Source organism: Massilia sp. Root133 (genome assembly GCF_001426525.1).
Taxonomy (GTDB): Bacteria; Pseudomonadota; Gammaproteobacteria; order Burkholderiales; family Burkholderiaceae_D; genus Telluria; species Telluria orientalis.
The window spans coordinates 1-18,113 of sequence record NZ_LMEW01000012.1; the positions used below are offsets into that span (position 1 = coordinate 1).

Consider the following 18,113-nt stretch of genomic DNA (forward strand, 5'->3'; position numbering starts at 1 on the left):
CCTGACCCTTCCCCACATATTTTTCTTGTAGGTGGACGGGGTTGCTGTTAGCTTCCGGTGAAAAAAGCTGGTGCATGCATAGCTGTGTTAGCCCTCTCTTTCGTAGCGACCAAACTGCGAAGGAGAAGCAACCATGCACGCACACCGCATCATACAAAATCTATTGGACACGAAGTGTGGCGAGATCCATGCCAAGCGCCGCGGCTGTATAGCGAAAGTGGCAGAGGCCGGCAGAATCGGCGGGCTTGGTGTCGTCAAGATGGGGCGCTGTCTAGACACGAAGACGAGCATTCGTCATCGCATCAAGTGCTGTGATCGTCTGCTGAGTAATCGTCATTTGCCGGCTGAGCGGCTAACGATTTTTCGTGCTCTGGACGAAGCCGTCCTGGCTGGTCATCGGCACATTGCCATTAGTGTCGACTGGTCCGGTTTGCTGCCTGACGGAAGCTTGCATCTTTTGCGCGCTGCGGTCACCGTCAAGGGACGTGCCTTGGTTCTTTACGAAGAGGTGCATGCGGAATGTGACCTGGGATCTACGAAGGTACACCGCCGCTTCCTCGAGACGTTATGCTCGCTATTGCCCGATCAATGTCTGCCCATACTGGTCACTGATGCCGGGTTTCGGGCGACGTGGTTCAAGCTAGCCACGGGAATGCACATTTCGTGGGTTGGGCGCATCCGGAACCGTGACATGGTATGTGCCGAAGGATCCGGACGGTGGGACGGCTGCAAGACCTGGTATGCCGGAGCGACAGCAAAGCCACGCTGTCTTGGCCGCTTTGAGTATGCACGCGCCAACGCGACGCCATGCCAGCTGGTGCTGTACAAAAAGGCACCTCAAGGGCGTCATCATCGCACCAGCTTCGACAAGAAGACAATGAGCTCCAACAGCAAGAAGAACAGGGCTGCCCAAGTTGAACCGTGGTTACTCGCCGTCTCCCCAGACCTGGAAGCATTGAGTGCGAGACAGGTAGTGGAGATCTACGCTGGCCGAATGCAGATCGAGCAGACCTTCCGGGATGTAAAAAATGCTCAGTGGGGAATGGCATTATCAGAAAGTCAGACGCGCGCGCCCCAACGTCTGGAAGTACTCTTGATGCTCGGAGCATTGATCGGCTATGCCCTCTGGCTTATCGGCTTGGCGGCGGCAAGTGCTGGCTACCACATCAATTACGGCAACACGAAAAAGTCGGGACCAACACTCTCAATACTAACCCTGGCACGTCATTATTTGACCGATTGCGTACGACCTCAGTTGGATCACCACGCCTTCCAGCTCGCCCTACTTACACTGATCAATTTGGTGCAGGTTGTGAAAATTTGAGGGGAAGGGTCAGGGCAGTTGGATCACCACGCCTTCCAGCTCGCCCTACTTACACTGATCAATTTGGTGCAGGTTGTGAAAATTTGAGGGGAAGGGTCAGGGTCAGAGCCCTTAATTTGGAAATTGCCCAAAATCGGGCTCTGACCCCGGTGTTGGTTACGACGGTAACCAATTGCAAGAAATAAGCCTTGGCTAAGGCTCGCGACCGAAAAAGTGGTAATCTCGCGTCGTTTGCTTAACCAACCCTAGAAGGAAAACTATGCGTTCCCTGCGTTTTGCCCTGCTCGCCACCGTCCTCGCCGCCAGCACCGCGTTCGCTTCGCCGACCGACCCGAAGAGCGGTGTCGAGTACGTGACGCTCGCTCAGCCGCAACCGGTGCAGGCCACGGGTAAAAAGGTCGAGGTGATCGAGTTCTTCATGTACCACTGCCCGCACTGCAACGCGCTGGAACCGCAGCTCGAACAGTGGGTCAAAAAGCAGGGCGACAACATCGTGTTCAAGCGCGTCCACCTGCCGTCGTCGGGCCCGAACGATCCGGAAGCGCACCTGCGCCTGACGCTGGAAGCGCTGGGCAAGGCCGAAGAGTTCCAGCCGAAGGTCTTCAAGGCCTGGCACGTGGATCGCCTGCGCCTGAACACGGATGCAGCGATCATCGACTGGGCCTCGAAGAATGGTCTCGACCGTAACAAGTTCCTGGACGCGTGGAACTCGTTCGGCGTGACGACCAAGCTGCGCCGCCTGCCGCAGATCACCAGCGACTACAAGGTCGACAGCGTGCCGACCATCATCATCGACGGCAAGTACCAGACGTCGCCGGCATTGGTCTACAATTCGGTAAAGACCCAGAACGAGCCGGCCCTGTTCGGAGCCACGCTGCAAGTGATGGACGCCCTGGTCGCGAAAGCCGCCAAGTCGAAATAAATAAAAGGTAGAAACAGCGCAATGAGTGACGCCGAAGGCAAGATCCTGAAGATGTACGACAAGTCCAAGCCGGACGAAGAGCATCTGTTCGATTCGAGTAACTGGAACCACGCGGCCTGGGTGCTCGTGATCGTGCTCGCAGGTCTTGCATTCTGGCTCGCCATTGCCCTCGTGAACGCCGAAAACCAGCGCAATGCGCTGGTGACGAATCAATGCGCGGACCCCGTGTTCAAGGGCGAGATCGACCGGCAGTGCCTGCTGACCGTGCATTCGCGCGAGCACTGGTGGGACCACCTGTTCTACGCGATGGGCCACGTGAAGCCGGAACGCCCGGCGCCGGTCGGACGTCGATAATTCCTTAAGGAAATGGTAACCTTCAGGTTTTCCACGACCTGAAGGATTGTCCATGCCTCTGCTGCGTGCCGCCGGCCTCGGCCTGCTGCTGTCCCTGTCGCTGTCTCTCGCCCATGCGTCGCCCGCTGTTCCGCAGAATGGCGTCGACTATGCCACGCTCGCCCGTTCGCAGCCCGTGCAGGCGAACGGCAACAAGGTCGAGGTCATCGAATTCTTCATGTACCACTGCCCGGTGTGCAATGCACTGGAACCGTTACTGGAGGAGTGGGTCAGGAAGGAAGGCGACCGCATCACGGTGCGCCGCATCCATTACCCGTCGACGGGACAGGCCGATCCGGAAGCGCATTTGTTCCTGACGCTCGAGGCGCTTGGCCGGCTGGGCGACATGCACGCGAAAGTGTTCAAGGCGGTGCACACGGACCATATCCGTTTGAACAAAGACGACGTCATCATCGACTGGGCGGCGCAGAACGGCATCGACCGGGCGACCTTCCTCGACGCGTGGAATTCGTTCGGCGTGACGACCCGCCTGCGCCAGCTCGACAAGGTCGCCGCCAACTACCAGGTCGAGTCCGCGCCCACGCTCATCGTCGGCGGCCGCTTCCTGACGAACCCCGGCCTGCTGTCGCGCCAGATGGAAGGCGCCGACCGCGCGGACGTGTTCAAGGCGACGCTGCAGGTGGCGGACAAGCTCGTCGACAAGGCCGCGCAGGCGAAGTAATCAGGCCGACAGTACGCCGTCCGGCAGGCTGATCACGAAGCGGGCGCCGCCCAGGGTCGACTGCTCGACTTTCAGGTTGCCGCCATGTAGGGCGATCGCCTTGTGCGCGATCGACAGGCCGAGGCCGAAGCCGCCGGTGGCGCGGTCGCGGCTGCGGTCGAGGCGGTAGAACGGCTCGAAGATGCGTTCCCGTTCTTCTTCGGGAATGCCGGGCCCGTCGTCCTCGACGGCGATTTCGATGCGGCAATCGTCGCGCCGCACGCGCAGCGCGACCTCGTGCGCCGCGTACTTCTGCGCATTCCTCAGCAGATTGCCGATGGCGCGGCCGATCAGGCGGCGGTCGCCGTCCACGCTGCCCAGGCGCTCGCCCAGGTCCACGTGCAGGCGCTGCGGCCGCGGATGCAGGCCGTCCGCGCATTCGCGCAGCAGCGGCTCCAGCTCGAACAGGGCGCGCTGCGGGCCCTGGGCGTTGTCCAGCTTGCTCATCGACAGCAGTTCGTTGACGAGGTCGTTCAACTCGGTCAGGTCGCCCTCCATTGCCGCGATGCGCTTGGTCAGCGCGGGGTCGCCCGCGCGCTCGGCCAGCAGTTCCAGCGCGAATTCCAGCCGCGCGATCGGCGTGCGGAGTTCGTGCGACACGGAGTGGAGCAGGTTCTTCTGCGCTTCCAGCAAGCCCTGGATGCGCTCGGCCATCGCATTGATGCGTTCGGCCAGCGGAAACACGGCGTCCGCCGGTTTCAGGTGCGCCCGCGCGGACAGCTGCCCGGCACCGAATTCATCCGCCACGCGCGACAGCGTCTGCAATGCCCGCCAGTGCGAGCGCGACCACAGCGCGATCGGCACGAGCAGCGCCAGCGCCACGACGACGTAGCGCACCACTTCCATCGCGAGCGCCTGGCCGAGGTCGATCGGCAGGTTGTAGGCGCGGATCGCTTCCTCGTTGCTGCCGATGTAGCGGTCGCCGCGCAGGTCGACGCGCCGGAAGAACGCCTTGTGCTGCGGATCCAGCACGACGTCGCCCCGCTCCAGCGCCTCATGCTGGCGGGCGGGCAGGGCGGCGCGCGCCTGGTCCAGCGGGATCAGGTCGAAATGGGCCTCCGACACTTCGCGCACCTTGTTCAGGCGGCCGAGCCACTCGTCGGCCGGCGCGCGGTCGACGTATTGTTCGAGCAGGAAGATCTGCGCCGACGCCTGGCGCCGCGCGATGTCGTCGAGCGGGTCGCCGAACAGCCGGGCGAAGACGAAATAGATGACGAACGTCGCCGCCGTGATCGACAGCATCACGAGCACGAAGAAGCGGAAAAACAGGCGATTCACGCCGCCGTCCTCCGGTCGTGGGCACTGTCCTGGGCTGAGTTTGTCTTACACATCTCGAAATTGTATAGGAGCAATGATCTAAAAAACCATCCCTTACAAATTGAGGACAAATGCTGGACAGTCCGCGGATGAAGTTCTTGACCGGACTGCGTACGATGTCTACACGTCAGGACAGGTCGAAAACCGTCGCGACGCGGCAGGTTTTCGACCTGTCCTCATTGGGTTTTCCGTTTGGGTCCGCCCGATGCGCGAGAGAAGGCGGACCCTTTTTTATTCGGGATGCGTGCCGGGCACACGGCGCCATCGTTTCCAGGAGAGGGAGAGTATGAGCATGTTTGGACGCGTGATGACGCCGCTGGGCGCCATGATCGTCGGCGCGACACTGGCCGCCTGCGGTGGAGGAAGCACGATGCATGACCAGCAAGCCAGCCCCGGCATCGCGGTCGGCGAGCCGAACCCGGCCGCCCTGGCAACCGCCCCGTTCGTCGAGATGGCGCGCACTGCCGCCTGCAGCGAGACGAAGAACCGTTTGTTCGTCATCGACGGCAAGCAAGTGTTCTGGGACCATGCCGGTCGCTGCGCGGACGCGTCCTATGAGCAAGTCCTGTTCGGCAACAAGCCGGAGGCCCGCCTGTGCTCGTACGGCGACACGATTGCCGGACCGAAGACCAATTGCCAGGACGAGAGCGCCCGCGCGCTGTTCGAGACGATCGTCAAGCATGCCGACCAGCCGGATCTGGGCCTGGGCGGCAGCCACAAGGTCGAACAACTGGCCTTCCTGCCGGCAGCCGGCACGGCGGTCACGTTCGATACCGTCGCGAAGGATACCTTCTCGGGCGTGACGGCGCCCCAGACCGTCGTCATCAAGGACCAGGCTGCCTGGGACAAGCTGTGGGCCCAGCACACCGCCGGCCGCACCCCGGTCCCGGCCCAGCCGAAAGTCGATTTCACGCGCAAGATGCTCCTCGCCGTGTTCGCCGGCGACTACGCCAGCGGTTGCCGCAGCATGGTCGTCGGCCGCGTGGCGGCGGGCGCCAGCAAGCTCGAAGTCGAGATCGACGAGCGCGACGTGACGACGGTCGCCATCTGCCTGCCCGTCGTGACCCAGCCGATGCAGGTCGTGGCCGTGGATCGCGTGGATGCCGACGTCGCGTTCAACAAGGTGGCCGCCGCGGACATCTTGTTCCAGACCGCGGATGCGACGAGCCTGTCGGGCGTCCACGACGAACGCACGGTCGTCGTCAAGGACGAGGCTGCCTGGACCCGCCTGTGGAACGAACACGCGCCGGGCCGCGCCAGGCCTGCCGTCGATTTCGCGTCGCAGATGGTCGTCGGCGTCTTCATGGGCAGCGGCGCCAACAGCTGCTATTCGACTTCCATCGACGGCATCCTGCGCGCGGGCGACAAGATCCTCGTGCGTGAGCTGCGCTCGGTGCCGGGACCGGACATCCTGTGCGCCATGCACGTGACGACCCCCGCGCACCTGGCCGTGATCCCGCGCAGCGAGTTGCCGGTGGTATTTTCGACCGAAGTGGCAACGAGGCATTAAAGCAGGAAAGGATATGGGAGGAAGGAAGACAAGGACGTAGAATATTGTCTTCCCGAATCTTTCAACCCCGAACATGAACAAGCTTCTCTTCCTCGCGCTGGGCGCTGCCTGCGGTACGGCGTGGGCCCAGACGCCGGCGACCAACCCCATGCCCGACGGCAGCCGCGACATGTACGTGGGCCTCGGCGTGCAGTCGGCGCCGCGCTGGGACGGGACGGGAAGCCGCAAGGTATCAGCGTTGCCGGTGCTCCAGGTTCAATGGAGCAACGGCCTTTTTATTTCCGGCATGAGCGCCGGCATGCACCTGACGGACAGCCCGACGTTCGAATACGGCCCGCTGGTGGCCGTGCAGCCCGGCCGTGACGAGACCGGCACCGGCCAGACCGTCGACGGCGCCAGCTCATGGGGTACGACCCTGATCGGCCCGGTCCCGGATCCGATCGACAAGCGCCACATGGTCGCCACGCGCCTGGAGGGCATGGACAAGATCGGCGCACGTCTGCAGGGCGGCGTCTTCGCGAACTATTACCTGACGCCGCAATGGCGCCTGACGAGCAGCGTGCTGTATGGCGCCGGCAACGACCACGACGGCGCGCGCCTGGACCTGGGCGTGCAGCGGCTCGCGTTCGAGCTGGGCAGCCAGCACCGCGTGTCGCTGTCGGCCGGCGTGTCCATCGTCGACCGCAACTACAACCAGACATATTTCGGCGTCTCGCGGGAAGAAGCGTCGCGTAGCCGCTTTTCCTATTACGAGGCGGGCGGCGGCCTGCAGGAGGCGCACGTCGGCGTGCGCTGGAACTGGGCCCTGTCGCCCTCGTGGATGCTGACCTCGAACCTGCAGGCCAAGGGCTTGCTGGGCAATGCCGCCAAGAGCCCGCTCGTCGAGCGGTCCACCAACCTGACGGTTTCGACCGCCTTCGCCTACCGGTTCTGACGATGCGCGCATCCCGCCAACTCATCGCTGCCTTTGTCTCGCTGCTCGCGGCCGCTCCAGCCGTCGTGCAGGCGCAGGCACAGGCAGGCGAATGGGTGAGCTACCGGGATGCGTACCGGGCCATGGTCCAGTTCGAGAAATACGGCGGTCCGAAGAACCTGCTGCAAAGCCAGTTGCAGGTGCAGTCGCGCGACCACGCCGGACTGGGCGAGGGCGCCCAGCTCACGCTGACGGGCAAGACGACGCAATTGAACCTGCCGTTGGACGCCCTCGGCCGCACGGTGTTTCCGCTGACGAAGGCGGCGTACGACGAGAACGCGGCCCTCGTCCTGAACCGCAAGGGCATGCCGTTCGTGCTGCGCCCGCAGGTGACGATCGCGCCGCGCGCCGACGGCCAGTACGATGCCGCGGACCTGCGCACGGCCTGCGCCCAGGCGCTCGGCTTCGTGCGCTACGTGGATGCGTCGCAGCGCGCGCGCCAGTGCGTCGGCGTGCGCTTCGTGTTCCCAAGGAAGGGATCGGCCGAAACGGCCGGCGCCCGCCTGCGCCATGCGGAGGGCGGCGAGCAGGCGCTGCCCGTGACGTCCGGCGCCGCCTTCACGGGCGATCCCGACGAAGGCTTTCCCATCGTGACCTGGCGCTTCGCCACGGCGCCCGGACGGGCCCAGGTCGTCACCTACAATGCGCCGCTCGCGATCGTCCCGATCTTCGAATAACGCGGTATGCTCATCCGGTTGAAATAACAGGGACGACAATGGACAAGACCATCCTGATCACGGGCGCCAGCCGCGGCATCGGCGCCGCCTGCGCGCTGCTGGCCGCACGGCGCGGCTACACGGTCTGCGTGAATTACCGGGACAACGACGCGGCGGCAAACGCCGTCGTGCAGGTCATCGAAGCGGCCGGCGGCCACGCGTTCGCGGTGGCGGCCGACGTGGCCGAGGAAGACGACGTCGCGCGCCTGTTCGCGGCCGTCGATGCGCGCTGCGGCCGGCTCGACGCCCTCGTCAACAACGCCGGCATCCTCGCGCGCCAATCGCGCGTGGAGCATATGGACGCCGCCCGCATCAACCGCATCCTCGCCACCAACGTCACCGGCAGCTTCCTGTGCGCGCGCGAAGCCGTGCGGCGCATGTCCACGAAGCACGGCGGCAACGGCGGGGCGATCGTGAATCTATCGTCGCGCGCGGCCGTGCTCGGGTCGGCCAACGAATACGTCGATTACGCGGCGTCGAAGGCGGCCGTGGATGCGCTGACGATCGGCTTGTCGAAGGAAGTGGCGCAGGAGGGCATCCGCGTGAACGGCGTGCGGCCGGGGCTGATCGACACGGACATGCACGCCAGCGGCGGCGAGCCGGGGCGCATCCAGCGCCTGCAATCGTCCGTCCCGATGGCGCGGGGCGGCACGGCGGAAGAAGTCGCGGCCGCCGTGCTGTGGCTGCTTTCGGACGAGGCGTCGTATGCGACCGGGACGTTCATCGACGTGTCGGGCGGCCGCTGAGACGCCGTTTGGGCTTGCATTGACCGTCATTCCCGCGAAGGCGGGAATCCAAGTGCTGCATGCGTCGCGTTAACGCGTAAAAATTGGGGGGATAGCGCCAGTGGCGCTATCCCGCCTCCGCGGGGACGACGTTTAGTTCCAGGCCGAAGGCGAGAACAGATAACCCTCGCCCCACACCGTCTTGATCTTCTCGGACAGGTTGTCGTCGAACTTGCGGCGCAGCTTGGAGATGCAGTTGTCGATGCTGCGGTCGAGGCCGTCGAATTCGATGCCGCGCATCTTCTTGAGCAGTTCGTCGCGCGACAGCACGCGCCCGGCGGCCTCGGCCAGCACGAGCAGCAGCTTGTATTCCGTGTTGCTGAGCACGCACGGCTGGCCGCGCCACGTGACGCTGCGGTCGCTCGTCATGATGCGCAGCGCGCCGAACTCGAGCACGCGGGAATCCGTCGTCGTCTTCGTCTGCGTACGGCGCAGCAGGGCGCGCAGGCGCGCCAGCAGCACGCGCGGCTGCACGGGCTTGTTGACGAAGTCGTCCGCACCCTGTTCCAGTCCCGAGACTTCATCGTACGTATCCTCGCGCGCCGTGAGGATCAGGATCGGCACGTCCGATACGTCCCGGATCTGGCGGCACACGACCATGCCGTCCATGCCGGGCAGCATGAGGTCGAGCACGACGATGTCCGGCACGGCCGTCTTGAAGTGCTCCAGCGCGGCGTCGCCCCGCGTGACGAGGTCGACCGAGAATTCATAGCCGGACAGGTATTCCGTCACCAGTTCCGCGAGGCGCGGATCGTCTTCCACCAACAGTACGCGATACATGATGTTCTCCTTGAGCCCGACATTTTATAAGAGTGGGCAAGGTTGGAGCATGTTTGGTGGGTCGTCATGACAAAAACGTACAGTTTCGCGACAAATCCAGCGTGGACGCCTTCGACCGGGCATCCTCAATCCTCTTTCAGGACTTTCTCGAACGTAAAACGTTCCTGGAATATGCCGGGTTTTCGCATGAATTTTCCGTGTTGGAGTTTGTTGTCCGCCGTTGCACGCATCGCACGCTGCATATCGAGGTCGAGCTGGTGCAACCCGGTCGCTTCGATACCTTTGCCGACTTCGCACAGCACCTGACGTGAACCCGGCTCGCGGCGTGGGGCGAAAATCCCGCTGCCGCCGAATTCAGCGACGTTGCACATCACAATGTGCTGATAAAAGCGGTGCGAATCGGCGATGCAGCACGACCGGTACAAGTCGCCGAACGGATTGTGCGACACGACGAACAGGATATCCAATGGCTCGGCGCCGTCTCCCAGGTTCAATCGTTCGATCAATTCCAGGTGGCTGTAGTCGTAACAGATCAGCACCCCGAACGACGCTCCGCTATCGTTGGTAAAGCGGAGTAATTCGCTGCCGCGCTTCAGCGGTTGCCGGTCTTCCGGGTCTGCGCTGCCTTGCGCATCATATTGCGAGCGCGTGATCTTCCGGTAAAACGTAGTCACCCCTTCTGGACGGTCCGGATGAATGATGACGCACTCGTTCGCATTCTCGTCGTCAGGATAGTCCAGGCCCGCAATCACGATCGTTTTGTTGGCCTTGCTGAATGCGATCAGTTCAGGAAGGAAGGAGCGCGGTACGAAGACTTCGGGCATCACAAGGAAATCCAGATTCGCTGGTTCCTCGCGTAACCGGCAGCGCAGCATCAGTTCATGCAACTTTGCCGTCAGCCGTTGCTTGAAAAAGGCGACTTCGTTGTCGGCCTTGTCCAGCCTGTAACCGGTTTTTCGGTAGGTCTCGATGGACAGGGAATCCAGCTGGCAAAAAGCGATAACCGGATTCTTCGAGTTCCACGAGAAATTGTCGATTTGCCTGGGCCGTGCTTGCGGCACGCCAGGGGAAACGTCGAATGTATGTAGAAAACGTTGGGAAGGGAGGATCACATCCCTGCCGTCTCGTGCAGCTTTTTCTGGAAAACCCTTCGTACGATAGGTCTCTCTCAGCTGGCGCAGGCAGCCTATTTCGAGCTTCATACTGGCATCGACTTCGGCACTGCCGCGTGCGCCGAACATTTGTCCGGCAGTGCTGAGCGTCGCGTTCTTTTCCTTGCCGATGCGGCGAAATGGTGCAAAGACGCCGGAGCCCCCGAGTTCGCCCACGTTGACGATGACCACGAAACAGAACAGGCGATGCACGTCGGCCCGGGCATATTCCCAGTAGAGCCTGGATGCAGCGTTATAGGTCACGACGACGAGAAGTTCGATCTCGTAATCCTGCAGCGCCCGGAGAATGTCGATGTGCGTATATTCATGGCAATTCAGTACAGCCCAGCTGACGCACTCCCGGTCACCTTTGAAAATCATGAGCTCGTCCCCCGGCTGGCAATCAAGATCGCCATCTTCGGACGCGAGGGACAGTTTATTCTGCTCGTACAGCTTGCCACCGCTCGCGATATAGGTGACGTTGCGCTTCTCGATTGTCCCTGCCAATGCGACGACATGTCGTTTGCCCGCATAGTTCCTGACAGCGCCCGGATTATTCGCGATCGCCGGGTGGTAGGACATGACCGTGAGATCGGTGGTGGGCACATCTTGCAGAAGCCCATTGAATTCCTGGATCTCGTCGGATGTGGCGGTCTCCAATGATCGTTTCAGTCCGTCGAGATTCCCGATGGTTACGCGGTGGGAATCGTTTTGAATCAGGCGAACCGTCAGCAGTTCATCGGTCAACCGGAGCGACGACTTTCTGATATTGAGTTTGATGTTCGTGGCCATATTTCCGTTCGTGAGTTCAATTACACGAGTGTGTAGGGAAGTCGACGCCGACGCAATGCCACCTGCATACCAACCGGTGGCCGAAAAAAAGGCCCGCGTTGGCGGGCCGTAGGTGTGCGATTCGATACATCGCGTTGGCTTGCTCCTGGACGTCGTAACGATGGAACAAGCCGGGCTGATTACGCGAAGTTCTTGTTCACGAAGTCCCAGTTGACGACGTTCCACCATGCCTCGACGAACTTCGGACGGGCGTTGCGGTAGTCGATGTAGTAGGCGTGTTCCCAGACGTCGCAGGTCAGCAGGGCCACGTTCTCGGTGGTCAGCGGGGTGCCGGCGTTCGAGGTGTTGACGATGTCGACGGTGCCGTCCGTTTTCTTGACCAGCCAGGTCCAGCCCGAACCGAAGTTGCCGACGGCCGACTTCTGGAATTCTTCCTTGAACTTGTCGAACGAACCCCACTTGGCGTTGATCGCATCGGCGACCGGGCCGGTCGGGGCGCCGCCGCCGTTCGGGGTCATGCAGTTCCAGAAGAAGGTGTGGTTCCACACCTGGGCCGAGTTGTTGAACACGCCGCCTTGGGATTTCTTGATGATCTCTTCCAGAGACAGGTTTTCGAACTCGGTGCCCTTGATCAGGTTGTTCAGGTTCGTGACGTAAGCCTGATGGTGCTTGCCGTAGTGGTATTCCAGCGTCTCGGCCGAGATGTGCGGCTGCAGGGCGTCCTTAGCGTACGGCAGTGGGGGCAGGGTATGTTCCATGTCTTGTTCCTTAGTGTAAGTTGACGGGAGACTTCGAAGTCTCTGCGGTACAGCAATTCGGGCGCTTATTCTAAACCGGTTAGCTAAACGTTGCAGATATGGCTTTGCGAATACATCAGATTGTCATTCGAGTAAGTCCTGTACGCCTGCGACGCTGACCTCGGCACTGCCTTCCGCCAGGCGGATGCGCAACACGTCGCGCGGCTTGATCTGGCCCGGCGCATGTAAAACTTTACCTTTCGCGTTGCTGACGATCGCATAGCCGCGCTCCAGCGTCCGCTGCGGGTTCAGCAGTTCCAGTTGCGCCGCGAGGGCGTTCAATGCCTCGCGCCGCGCGCGCAACTGGTTGCCGACGCTGGCCACAAGGTGGCGCCGGTCGGATTCCAGCCGCGTGCGCAAGCCGCTCCAGTCCGGGCGATGGCGGGCCCAGCGCTGTTGCAGCTGCGCGAGCAGCAGGCCATGGCGGTTCACCGGCGCGCGGACGGCATGCGTCAGACTGCTGGCCATGCCGAGAAGTTTCAGGCGCTGGTGCTGGATCTGGCTCGATGGGCTCAACAGGCGGCGCGACAGGTTGTCGAGGCCCTGGCTCGCGTCGGACAGGACGCGGCCCATCGCGCGGCGCAGGTCGCCCGCGTCCGCCTGCAGCGATGCGACCCAGTCCGCGCGGGCAGTGGCGGCGAGCTCGGCGGCGGCCGTCGGCGTGGCGGCGCGCAGGTCGGCGGCGAAGTCGGCGATGGTGAAATCCGTCTCGTGGCCCACGCCCGAGATCACGGGCATGCTGCACGCCGCGATCGCGCGTGCGACCGCTTCCTCGTTGAAGCTCCACAGGTCTTCGATCGAGCCGCCGCCGCGGCACACGATCAGCACGTCCACTTCGCGCCGGTGCGACGCGACCGCGATGGCTTCGGCGATCTTCTGCGCCGCCAGCTGGCCCTGCACGGGCGCCGGATACAGCACGATGCGCACGTGCGGCACGCGCCGCCTGAGGGCCGTCAGCACGTCGCGCAGCGCGGCCGCCTGCGGGCTCGTGACGATGCCCACCGTGCGCGCAAACAGCGGCAGCGGACGCTTGCGCCCTTCGTCGAACAGGCCCTCGGCCCCCAGCTTTTCCTTCAGGCGCATGAATGCTTCGTACAGCGCGCCCACGCCCGCGCGGCGGATCGCCTCCACGTTGATCTGATAATCGCCGCGCGCGCCGTACAGCGTGACGAGGGCGCGCACCTCGACCTTGTCCCCTTCGCGCGGGGTGAAGCCCGCGTACTGGGCGCGGCCGCGGAACATGACGGCGCGCACCTGGGCCGCGTCGTCCTTCAATGTGAAATACCAGTGGCCGCTGGCCGCGCGCGTGAAATTCGAGATCTCGCCGCCGATCCAGACGAGGGGAAAGGTGCGCTCCAGCAGGCGTGCCACCTGCTGGTTGAGGGCCGTGACGGTCAGTACGGGCGGGGCGGCGTAGGCCGGATCGGCGTCTTCGGTGGGGAACATAGGGTTGGGCTCGTTTGAACTGTCCACAAAAACATGGCTGCGCGAAGTGTAAGACACATCTGCTGTAAAACAACAGGTAGTTTTTGTAAACACCTGATTTTTATAGTAAAACAATGCTGCCTGATTTCGATGCAGCAACCAAATTACCTTACGGATCAATGGCTTGAGTGCATCTTCGGATACTTGGCCACAATCTTATCCACAGTTTATGTGTGAAAGTGGACAAGTCGGCGGTGCTTAAATATTCAGCTTGGATATATTTTCCTAAAGCAATCAAACACTTAGGGCACTGTCCGAGGCCTTGCTCACATCGTTTTCCACAGTTTATGTGCACAGCCTCCCTTCGAGGCGCATCGCGGGTCCGGTTTTCCACTGCTTAAAAAATCTGCACAGAAAAAATACTGTTTAGATTCAAGGACTTTGTATGCGATCAAGGGTCTTGCTCACAATCTTTTCCACAAAATGTGTGAAGAAGACCGGTTGCGCCGGGACGCGACGATAACCTCGTGGCTGCGCGCCCGGAATAGCCGGCCGTCGAAGCGTGTTTGCTGTGCACAAGTCGAATCTGCCTAAAAATCGGGCTTGGCAAGGAATGCTGAGAGAAATCAAAGAGTTAGTGGGAGAACGATGCGCTTGCTCACATCTTTTTCCACAGTTTGTGTGAAAAATCCTGCGGTCGGGCGGTCGTGTCAGTGGATAAGCCTTTGCCCAAAAAACGGGCGCAAAGTATTTCTGCTTAAGAATCAAAGTCTTAAGGGTCGGTTTGTGCGCTTGCGCACAATTTTGTCCACAAAAAATGTGCAGAACGGCAGGATAGAGCCAGACCTGTAGTCAAGCACAACCGTGCCTATTTTTTGGACTCGGAAATTTCTCTGAGTAAAATCAAGTACTTACCGCTGGGAAAGCTGATTCCTCACAAATTTATCCACAGAAATTGTGGGCAACTACATGCGTACAGACCCCTCGCAAGCCTGTGAAGTTTCTCCCGGGAAGTGCACGCTGACCCTGCCAAGTTTTTACGCACGGAAAAATATCCCTTAAGAATCAAGCCACTTAGCGCCGCTGGACGGTCTTGCACACACTTTTATCCACAGAAAGTGTGCAGAACTCTACTTGCCGCAATCCGGGCAACACGTTACATTGCGCAACTAACTTGTTTCATTGTTTTTTACTTATCCAGGAGTTCCCTTGCTCGCCATTCTTCAAGCCGCCGGCTGGCCCATCTGGCTGTTGCTGATCGCATCGATCATTGCCCTGGCCCTGATCATCGAGCGCCTGATCTACCTGCGCCGCGAAAAGATCCTGCCGCGCCAGCTGCTCGATGAAGTCATCCAGGTCTATCGCAGCGGCAAGGTCACTCCGGATATCGTCGACAAGTTGCAAACGAATTCCCCGCTCGGCACGGTGCTGGCCGCCGCGCTGCGCAATGTCGACGCGCCGCGCGACGTGATGAAGGAATCGATCGAGGAAGCGGGCAGGGGCGTGGCCCACGTGCTGGAACGCTTCCTGACGACGCTCGGCACGATCGCGTCGCTGGCGCCGCTGATGGGCCTGTTCGGCACGGTCGTCGGCATGATCGAGATCTTCGGCGCGCAGAATGCGAGCGGCACGAATCCCGCCCAGCTGGCGCACGGTATCTCGGTGGCGCTGTACAACACCGGCTTCGGCCTGGCGATCGCGATGCCGGCCCTCGTGTTCTACCGCCACTTCCGCGCGCTGGTCGACAGCTTCATCATCGACATGGAGCTGCAGGCCGTGAAATTCGTCGACGTCGTCCACGGTGCCCGCAAATGATCGACTTCCGCCGCGGCCGCAAACGCGAGGATCCGGAAATCAACCTGATCCCGTTCATCGACGTGCTGCTGGTCGTGCTGATCTTCCTGATGGTGACGACCACGTACAGCAAGTTCACCGAACTGCAGATCACGCTGCCGACGGCCGACGCCGAGAAGGCGATCGAGAAGCCGTTCGAGATCAACGTCACGGTCGATGCCAAAGGTAACTACACGGTGAACAACGTGCCCGTCGCGTTCCACGGCGTGGCGAGCCTCGCCGACGACCTGAAACGCGCGGCCAGCACCGGCCCGAACGGCCAGCCGCTGGCGGCGCCCGTGAAGGATCCCGTCATCATCGTCAACGCCGACCAGTTCGCGATGCACCAGATGGTCATCAACGTACTGGAAGCGGCGCGCATGGCCGGGTATGACAAGCTGACGTTCGCGGCGCAGACGGGCGGGCAGAAGTAAGCAGAAAGCAGCGTCGCCCCCGCGCAGGCGGGAGCCTGATTTTGCCGGCGTATCGACAGCGCATGCAGAACTTGGCTTCCCGCCTTCGCGGGGACGACGGATCATCATATGGCATCTTCCCTCGAATCGACACTCACCCGCGCATGGCTCCGGCGCGGGCCGCTCGCCATCGCCATGTTGCCGCTTGCGCTGCTGCTGCGCGTGCTGGTCGCGTTGCGCGTCGCCCTGTACCGCAGCGGCGTGCTGAAGGCCGGACGCCTGCCCGTGCCCGTCATCGTCGTCGGCAATATCTTCATCGGCGGCACGGGCAAGACCCCGCTGACGATCTGGCTGGCGCAGCAACTGCGCGCGGCTGGGATGCGGCCCGGCGTGATCTCGCGCGGCCACGGCGGGGCCGCGGACGCACCCCGTGAAGTGCTGGCGACGTCGCGCGCGCAGGACGTCGGCGACGAGCCCCTGCTGATCGCCGCGCGTGCCGGCTGCCCCGTCGTCGTGGGCCGCAAGCGCGTGGAGGCCGGGCGCCATCTGCTGGACCTGCACCCCGACGTGGACGTGCTGATCACCGACGACGGCCTGCAGCACTATGCGCTCGCGCGCGACGTGGAAATCATCCTGTTCGACGGCCGCGGCACCGGCAACGGCTGGACCCTGCCGGCCGGCCCGCTACGCGAACCGCCGTCGCGCCGGCGCGATGTCACCGTCGTCAACGCGGCGGAGATCACGCCGGCGCTGGCCGCCGCGGTGGGCGGCGATCCCTGGCAGATGCGCCTCGCGGGCGACCATGCCGAGCGCCTGATGGATGCGGACGAGCGCGTGCCGTTGTCCGCGCTGCGCGGCAAACGCGTGCTGGCGGCGGCCGGCATCGGCAATCCGGGGCGCTTTTTCGCGCTGCTGCGCGCCGCCGGCCTGGACGTCGCCGAGCTGCCGCTGCCCGACCATCACGACTTCCTCGACGACCCGTTCCGCGCCGTCGACGCCGACGTCATCCTGGTGACGGAGAAGGATGCAGTAAAATGTCGGCAACTTGAAACAATCAACAACGACCCGCGCGTGTGGGTCGTGCCGGTCGGCGCGCAGATCGATGCCGCGCTGGCTGCCCAAATCGTGGAGAAATGTCGTGGACGCCCGACTGCTTGATATCCTGGTCTGCCCGCTGTGCAAGGGACCGCTCGAATATGACAAGAAAGCGCAGGAACTGATCTGCCGCCCGGACCGCCTCGCGTATCCGATCCGCGACGGCATTCCGATCATGTGGGCCGAAGAGGCGCGCAAGGTCGAGCCCGCGCTTTGACGCATTGGCTATTCCTGTGAGTTTCGTTGTCATCATCCCGGCACGCCTGGCGTCGACGCGGCTGCCGAACAAGCCGCTCGCGGACCTGGGCGGCAAGCCGATGGTCGTGCGCGTGGCCGAACGCGCGCAGCAATCGGGCGCGTCCCGCATCATCGTCGCCACCGATCACGCCGACATCGCCGCCGCCTGCGCCGCGCATGGCGTGGAAGCCTGCATGACGCGTTCGGATCACCCGTCCGGCACCGACCGCATCGCCGAAGTGGCGCACCTGCTCGGCCTCGCGCCGGATGCCGTCGTCGTCAACCTGCAGGGCGACGAGCCGCTGATCGATCCCGCGCTGCTGGCCGCCTGCGCCGCGCGTATCTCGGCCGACGTGCCGATGGCCACCTGCGCCCATCCGCTCTCCGACGTCGCCGACGCCTTCAATCCGAACGTGGTGAAGGTCGTGCTGGACAAGCTCGGGCGAGCGCTGTACTTCTCGCGGGCCACGATCCCCTGGCACCGCGACGGCTTTGCCGCCACTCGCGCGCAACTGCCTGCTGGTTACGTACCCCTGCGCCACATCGGCCTGTACGCGTACAGCAATGCGTTCCTGCAGCGCTACCCACAGCTGGAACCGTCGCCGCTCGAATCCATCGAAGCCCTGGAACAATTGCGCGTGCTGTGGCACGGCGTGCCGATCGCCGTGCACGTGACGGCCGAGGCGCCCCATGCGGGCGTCGATACCCCGGCCGACCTGGAGCGGGTGCGACTTTTCTACACGTCTTGATCCGCGTGGAAACTACTCTTCAGGCTGCTTGCGCCAGGTCAAACGGCTGAGAGATCGGCCGCCGTCAGTGGCGTTTAATGCTGCTTTTGTGGTAAGTTTCGTATCAGCTAGTCAGATATGCATCAAGGCGGTTATCTGTTCCCAAACTAACCGCCTCTACAAGAATTATTAAATACCTTT

Annotated in this window: 18 protein-coding genes; 13 read left to right on the plus strand and 5 right to left on the minus strand. The window is 62.6% G+C overall.

All coding sequences use genetic code 11. The annotated features are described in order from the left end of the window. Positions 1 to 133 precede the first annotated feature (133 nt). From ASD28_RS10735 to ASD28_RS10750, 4 genes are all read left to right on the plus strand, one after another. The gene (locus tag ASD28_RS10735) at positions 134 to 1,324 is read left to right on the plus strand and encodes an IS4 family transposase (RefSeq protein ID WP_056126975.1); all 1,191 of its coding nucleotides are present in this window, start codon (positions 134 to 136) and stop codon (positions 1,322 to 1,324) included. 259 nt (positions 1,325 to 1,583) lie between these two features. Beyond that, positions 1,584 to 2,246, plus strand: a complete 663-nt coding sequence (locus ASD28_RS10740) for a thiol:disulfide interchange protein DsbA/DsbL (RefSeq protein WP_056126979.1) — start codon at positions 1,584 to 1,586, stop codon at positions 2,244 to 2,246. A gap of 21 nt (positions 2,247 to 2,267) precedes the next feature. Beyond that, positions 2,268 to 2,600: a hypothetical protein gene (locus ASD28_RS10745; RefSeq protein WP_056126982.1), complete on the plus strand. Its 333-nt coding sequence runs from the start codon at positions 2,268 to 2,270 to the stop codon at positions 2,598 to 2,600. Between the two features lie 52 nt (positions 2,601 to 2,652). After that, on the plus strand, positions 2,653 to 3,321 hold the full coding sequence (locus ASD28_RS10750; protein ID WP_056126983.1) for a thiol:disulfide interchange protein DsbA/DsbL: 669 nt from the start codon (positions 2,653 to 2,655) through the stop codon (positions 3,319 to 3,321). On the opposite strand, the gene ASD28_RS10755 is transcribed toward ASD28_RS10750, so the two are convergent. After that, positions 3,322 to 4,638, minus strand: coding sequence for an ATP-binding protein (locus ASD28_RS10755; RefSeq protein WP_056126985.1), 1,317 nt, complete (start codon positions 4,636 to 4,638; stop codon positions 3,322 to 3,324). It lies immediately after the preceding gene. Positions 4,639 to 4,963: 325 nt separating this feature from the next. Between ASD28_RS10755 and ASD28_RS10760 the strand changes: the two genes are divergently transcribed. From ASD28_RS10760 to ASD28_RS10775, 4 genes are all read left to right on the plus strand, one after another. Beyond that, on the plus strand, positions 4,964 to 6,187 hold the full coding sequence (locus ASD28_RS10760) for a hypothetical protein (protein WP_056126988.1): 1,224 nt from the start codon (positions 4,964 to 4,966) through the stop codon (positions 6,185 to 6,187). A gap of 73 nt (positions 6,188 to 6,260) precedes the next feature. Beyond that, complete coding sequence (locus ASD28_RS10765) at positions 6,261 to 7,121, plus strand: MipA/OmpV family protein (protein ID WP_056126989.1); 861 nt, start codon at positions 6,261 to 6,263, stop codon at positions 7,119 to 7,121. A 2-nt stretch (positions 7,122 to 7,123) separates the two neighbouring features. Beyond that, on the plus strand, positions 7,124 to 7,837 hold the full coding sequence (locus ASD28_RS10770; protein WP_056126991.1) for a hypothetical protein: 714 nt from the start codon (positions 7,124 to 7,126) through the stop codon (positions 7,835 to 7,837). A 38-nt stretch (positions 7,838 to 7,875) separates the two neighbouring features. Continuing rightward, positions 7,876 to 8,622: an SDR family oxidoreductase gene (locus tag ASD28_RS10775; protein WP_056126993.1), complete on the plus strand. Its 747-nt coding sequence runs from the start codon at positions 7,876 to 7,878 to the stop codon at positions 8,620 to 8,622. A gap of 132 nt (positions 8,623 to 8,754) precedes the next feature. Here the strand turns inward: ASD28_RS10775 and ASD28_RS10780 are convergent, their stop codons facing one another. The 4 genes from ASD28_RS10780 to xseA all read right to left on the minus strand — a co-directional run bounded on the left by ASD28_RS10780 (position 8,755) and on the right by xseA (position 13,627). Further along, positions 8,755 to 9,441 (minus strand): response regulator transcription factor, encoded by a 687-nt coding sequence (locus tag ASD28_RS10780; RefSeq protein WP_056126995.1) that lies wholly within the window; start codon positions 9,439 to 9,441, stop codon positions 8,755 to 8,757. Between the two features lie 125 nt (positions 9,442 to 9,566). Beyond that, positions 9,567 to 11,384: a carbon-nitrogen hydrolase family protein gene (locus tag ASD28_RS10785; RefSeq protein ID WP_056126996.1), complete on the minus strand. Its 1,818-nt coding sequence runs from the start codon at positions 11,382 to 11,384 to the stop codon at positions 9,567 to 9,569. A gap of 179 nt (positions 11,385 to 11,563) precedes the next feature. Next, on the minus strand, positions 11,564 to 12,142 hold the full coding sequence (locus ASD28_RS10790; protein ID WP_036237288.1) for a superoxide dismutase: 579 nt from the start codon (positions 12,140 to 12,142) through the stop codon (positions 11,564 to 11,566). A 123-nt stretch (positions 12,143 to 12,265) separates the two neighbouring features. Then, complete coding sequence (xseA, locus tag ASD28_RS10795; protein ID WP_056126998.1) at positions 12,266 to 13,627, minus strand: exodeoxyribonuclease VII large subunit; 1,362 nt, start codon at positions 13,625 to 13,627, stop codon at positions 12,266 to 12,268. A gap of 1,188 nt (positions 13,628 to 14,815) precedes the next feature. Between xseA and ASD28_RS10800 the strand changes: the two genes are divergently transcribed. The 5 genes from ASD28_RS10800 to kdsB all read left to right on the plus strand — a co-directional run bounded on the left by ASD28_RS10800 (position 14,816) and on the right by kdsB (position 17,933). Next, entirely contained in the window at positions 14,816 to 15,421 is a 606-nt protein-coding gene (locus ASD28_RS10800) for a MotA/TolQ/ExbB proton channel family protein (protein WP_056127000.1), read from the plus strand. Continuing rightward, entirely contained in the window at positions 15,421 to 15,873 is a 453-nt protein-coding gene (locus ASD28_RS10805; RefSeq protein ID WP_056128306.1) for a biopolymer transporter ExbD, read from the plus strand. The genes ASD28_RS10800 and ASD28_RS10805 overlap by 1 nt, the downstream gene beginning before the upstream one ends. A gap of 108 nt (positions 15,874 to 15,981) precedes the next feature. After that, positions 15,982 to 17,010 carry a tetraacyldisaccharide 4'-kinase gene (gene lpxK, locus ASD28_RS10810; RefSeq protein WP_056127002.1) on the plus strand — a complete coding sequence of 343 codons (1,029 nt, stop codon included), beginning with the start codon at positions 15,982 to 15,984 and terminating at the stop codon, positions 17,008 to 17,010. Beyond that, positions 16,991 to 17,164 (plus strand): Trm112 family protein, encoded by a 174-nt coding sequence (locus tag ASD28_RS30985; RefSeq protein ID WP_081984107.1) that lies wholly within the window; start codon positions 16,991 to 16,993, stop codon positions 17,162 to 17,164. Before lpxK ends, ASD28_RS30985 begins: the two co-directional genes overlap by 20 nt. Positions 17,165 to 17,180: 16 nt before the next feature. After that, entirely contained in the window at positions 17,181 to 17,933 is a 753-nt protein-coding gene (gene kdsB, locus ASD28_RS10815; protein WP_056127004.1) for a 3-deoxy-manno-octulosonate cytidylyltransferase, read from the plus strand. The last annotated feature ends 180 nt before the right edge of the window (positions 17,934 to 18,113 follow it).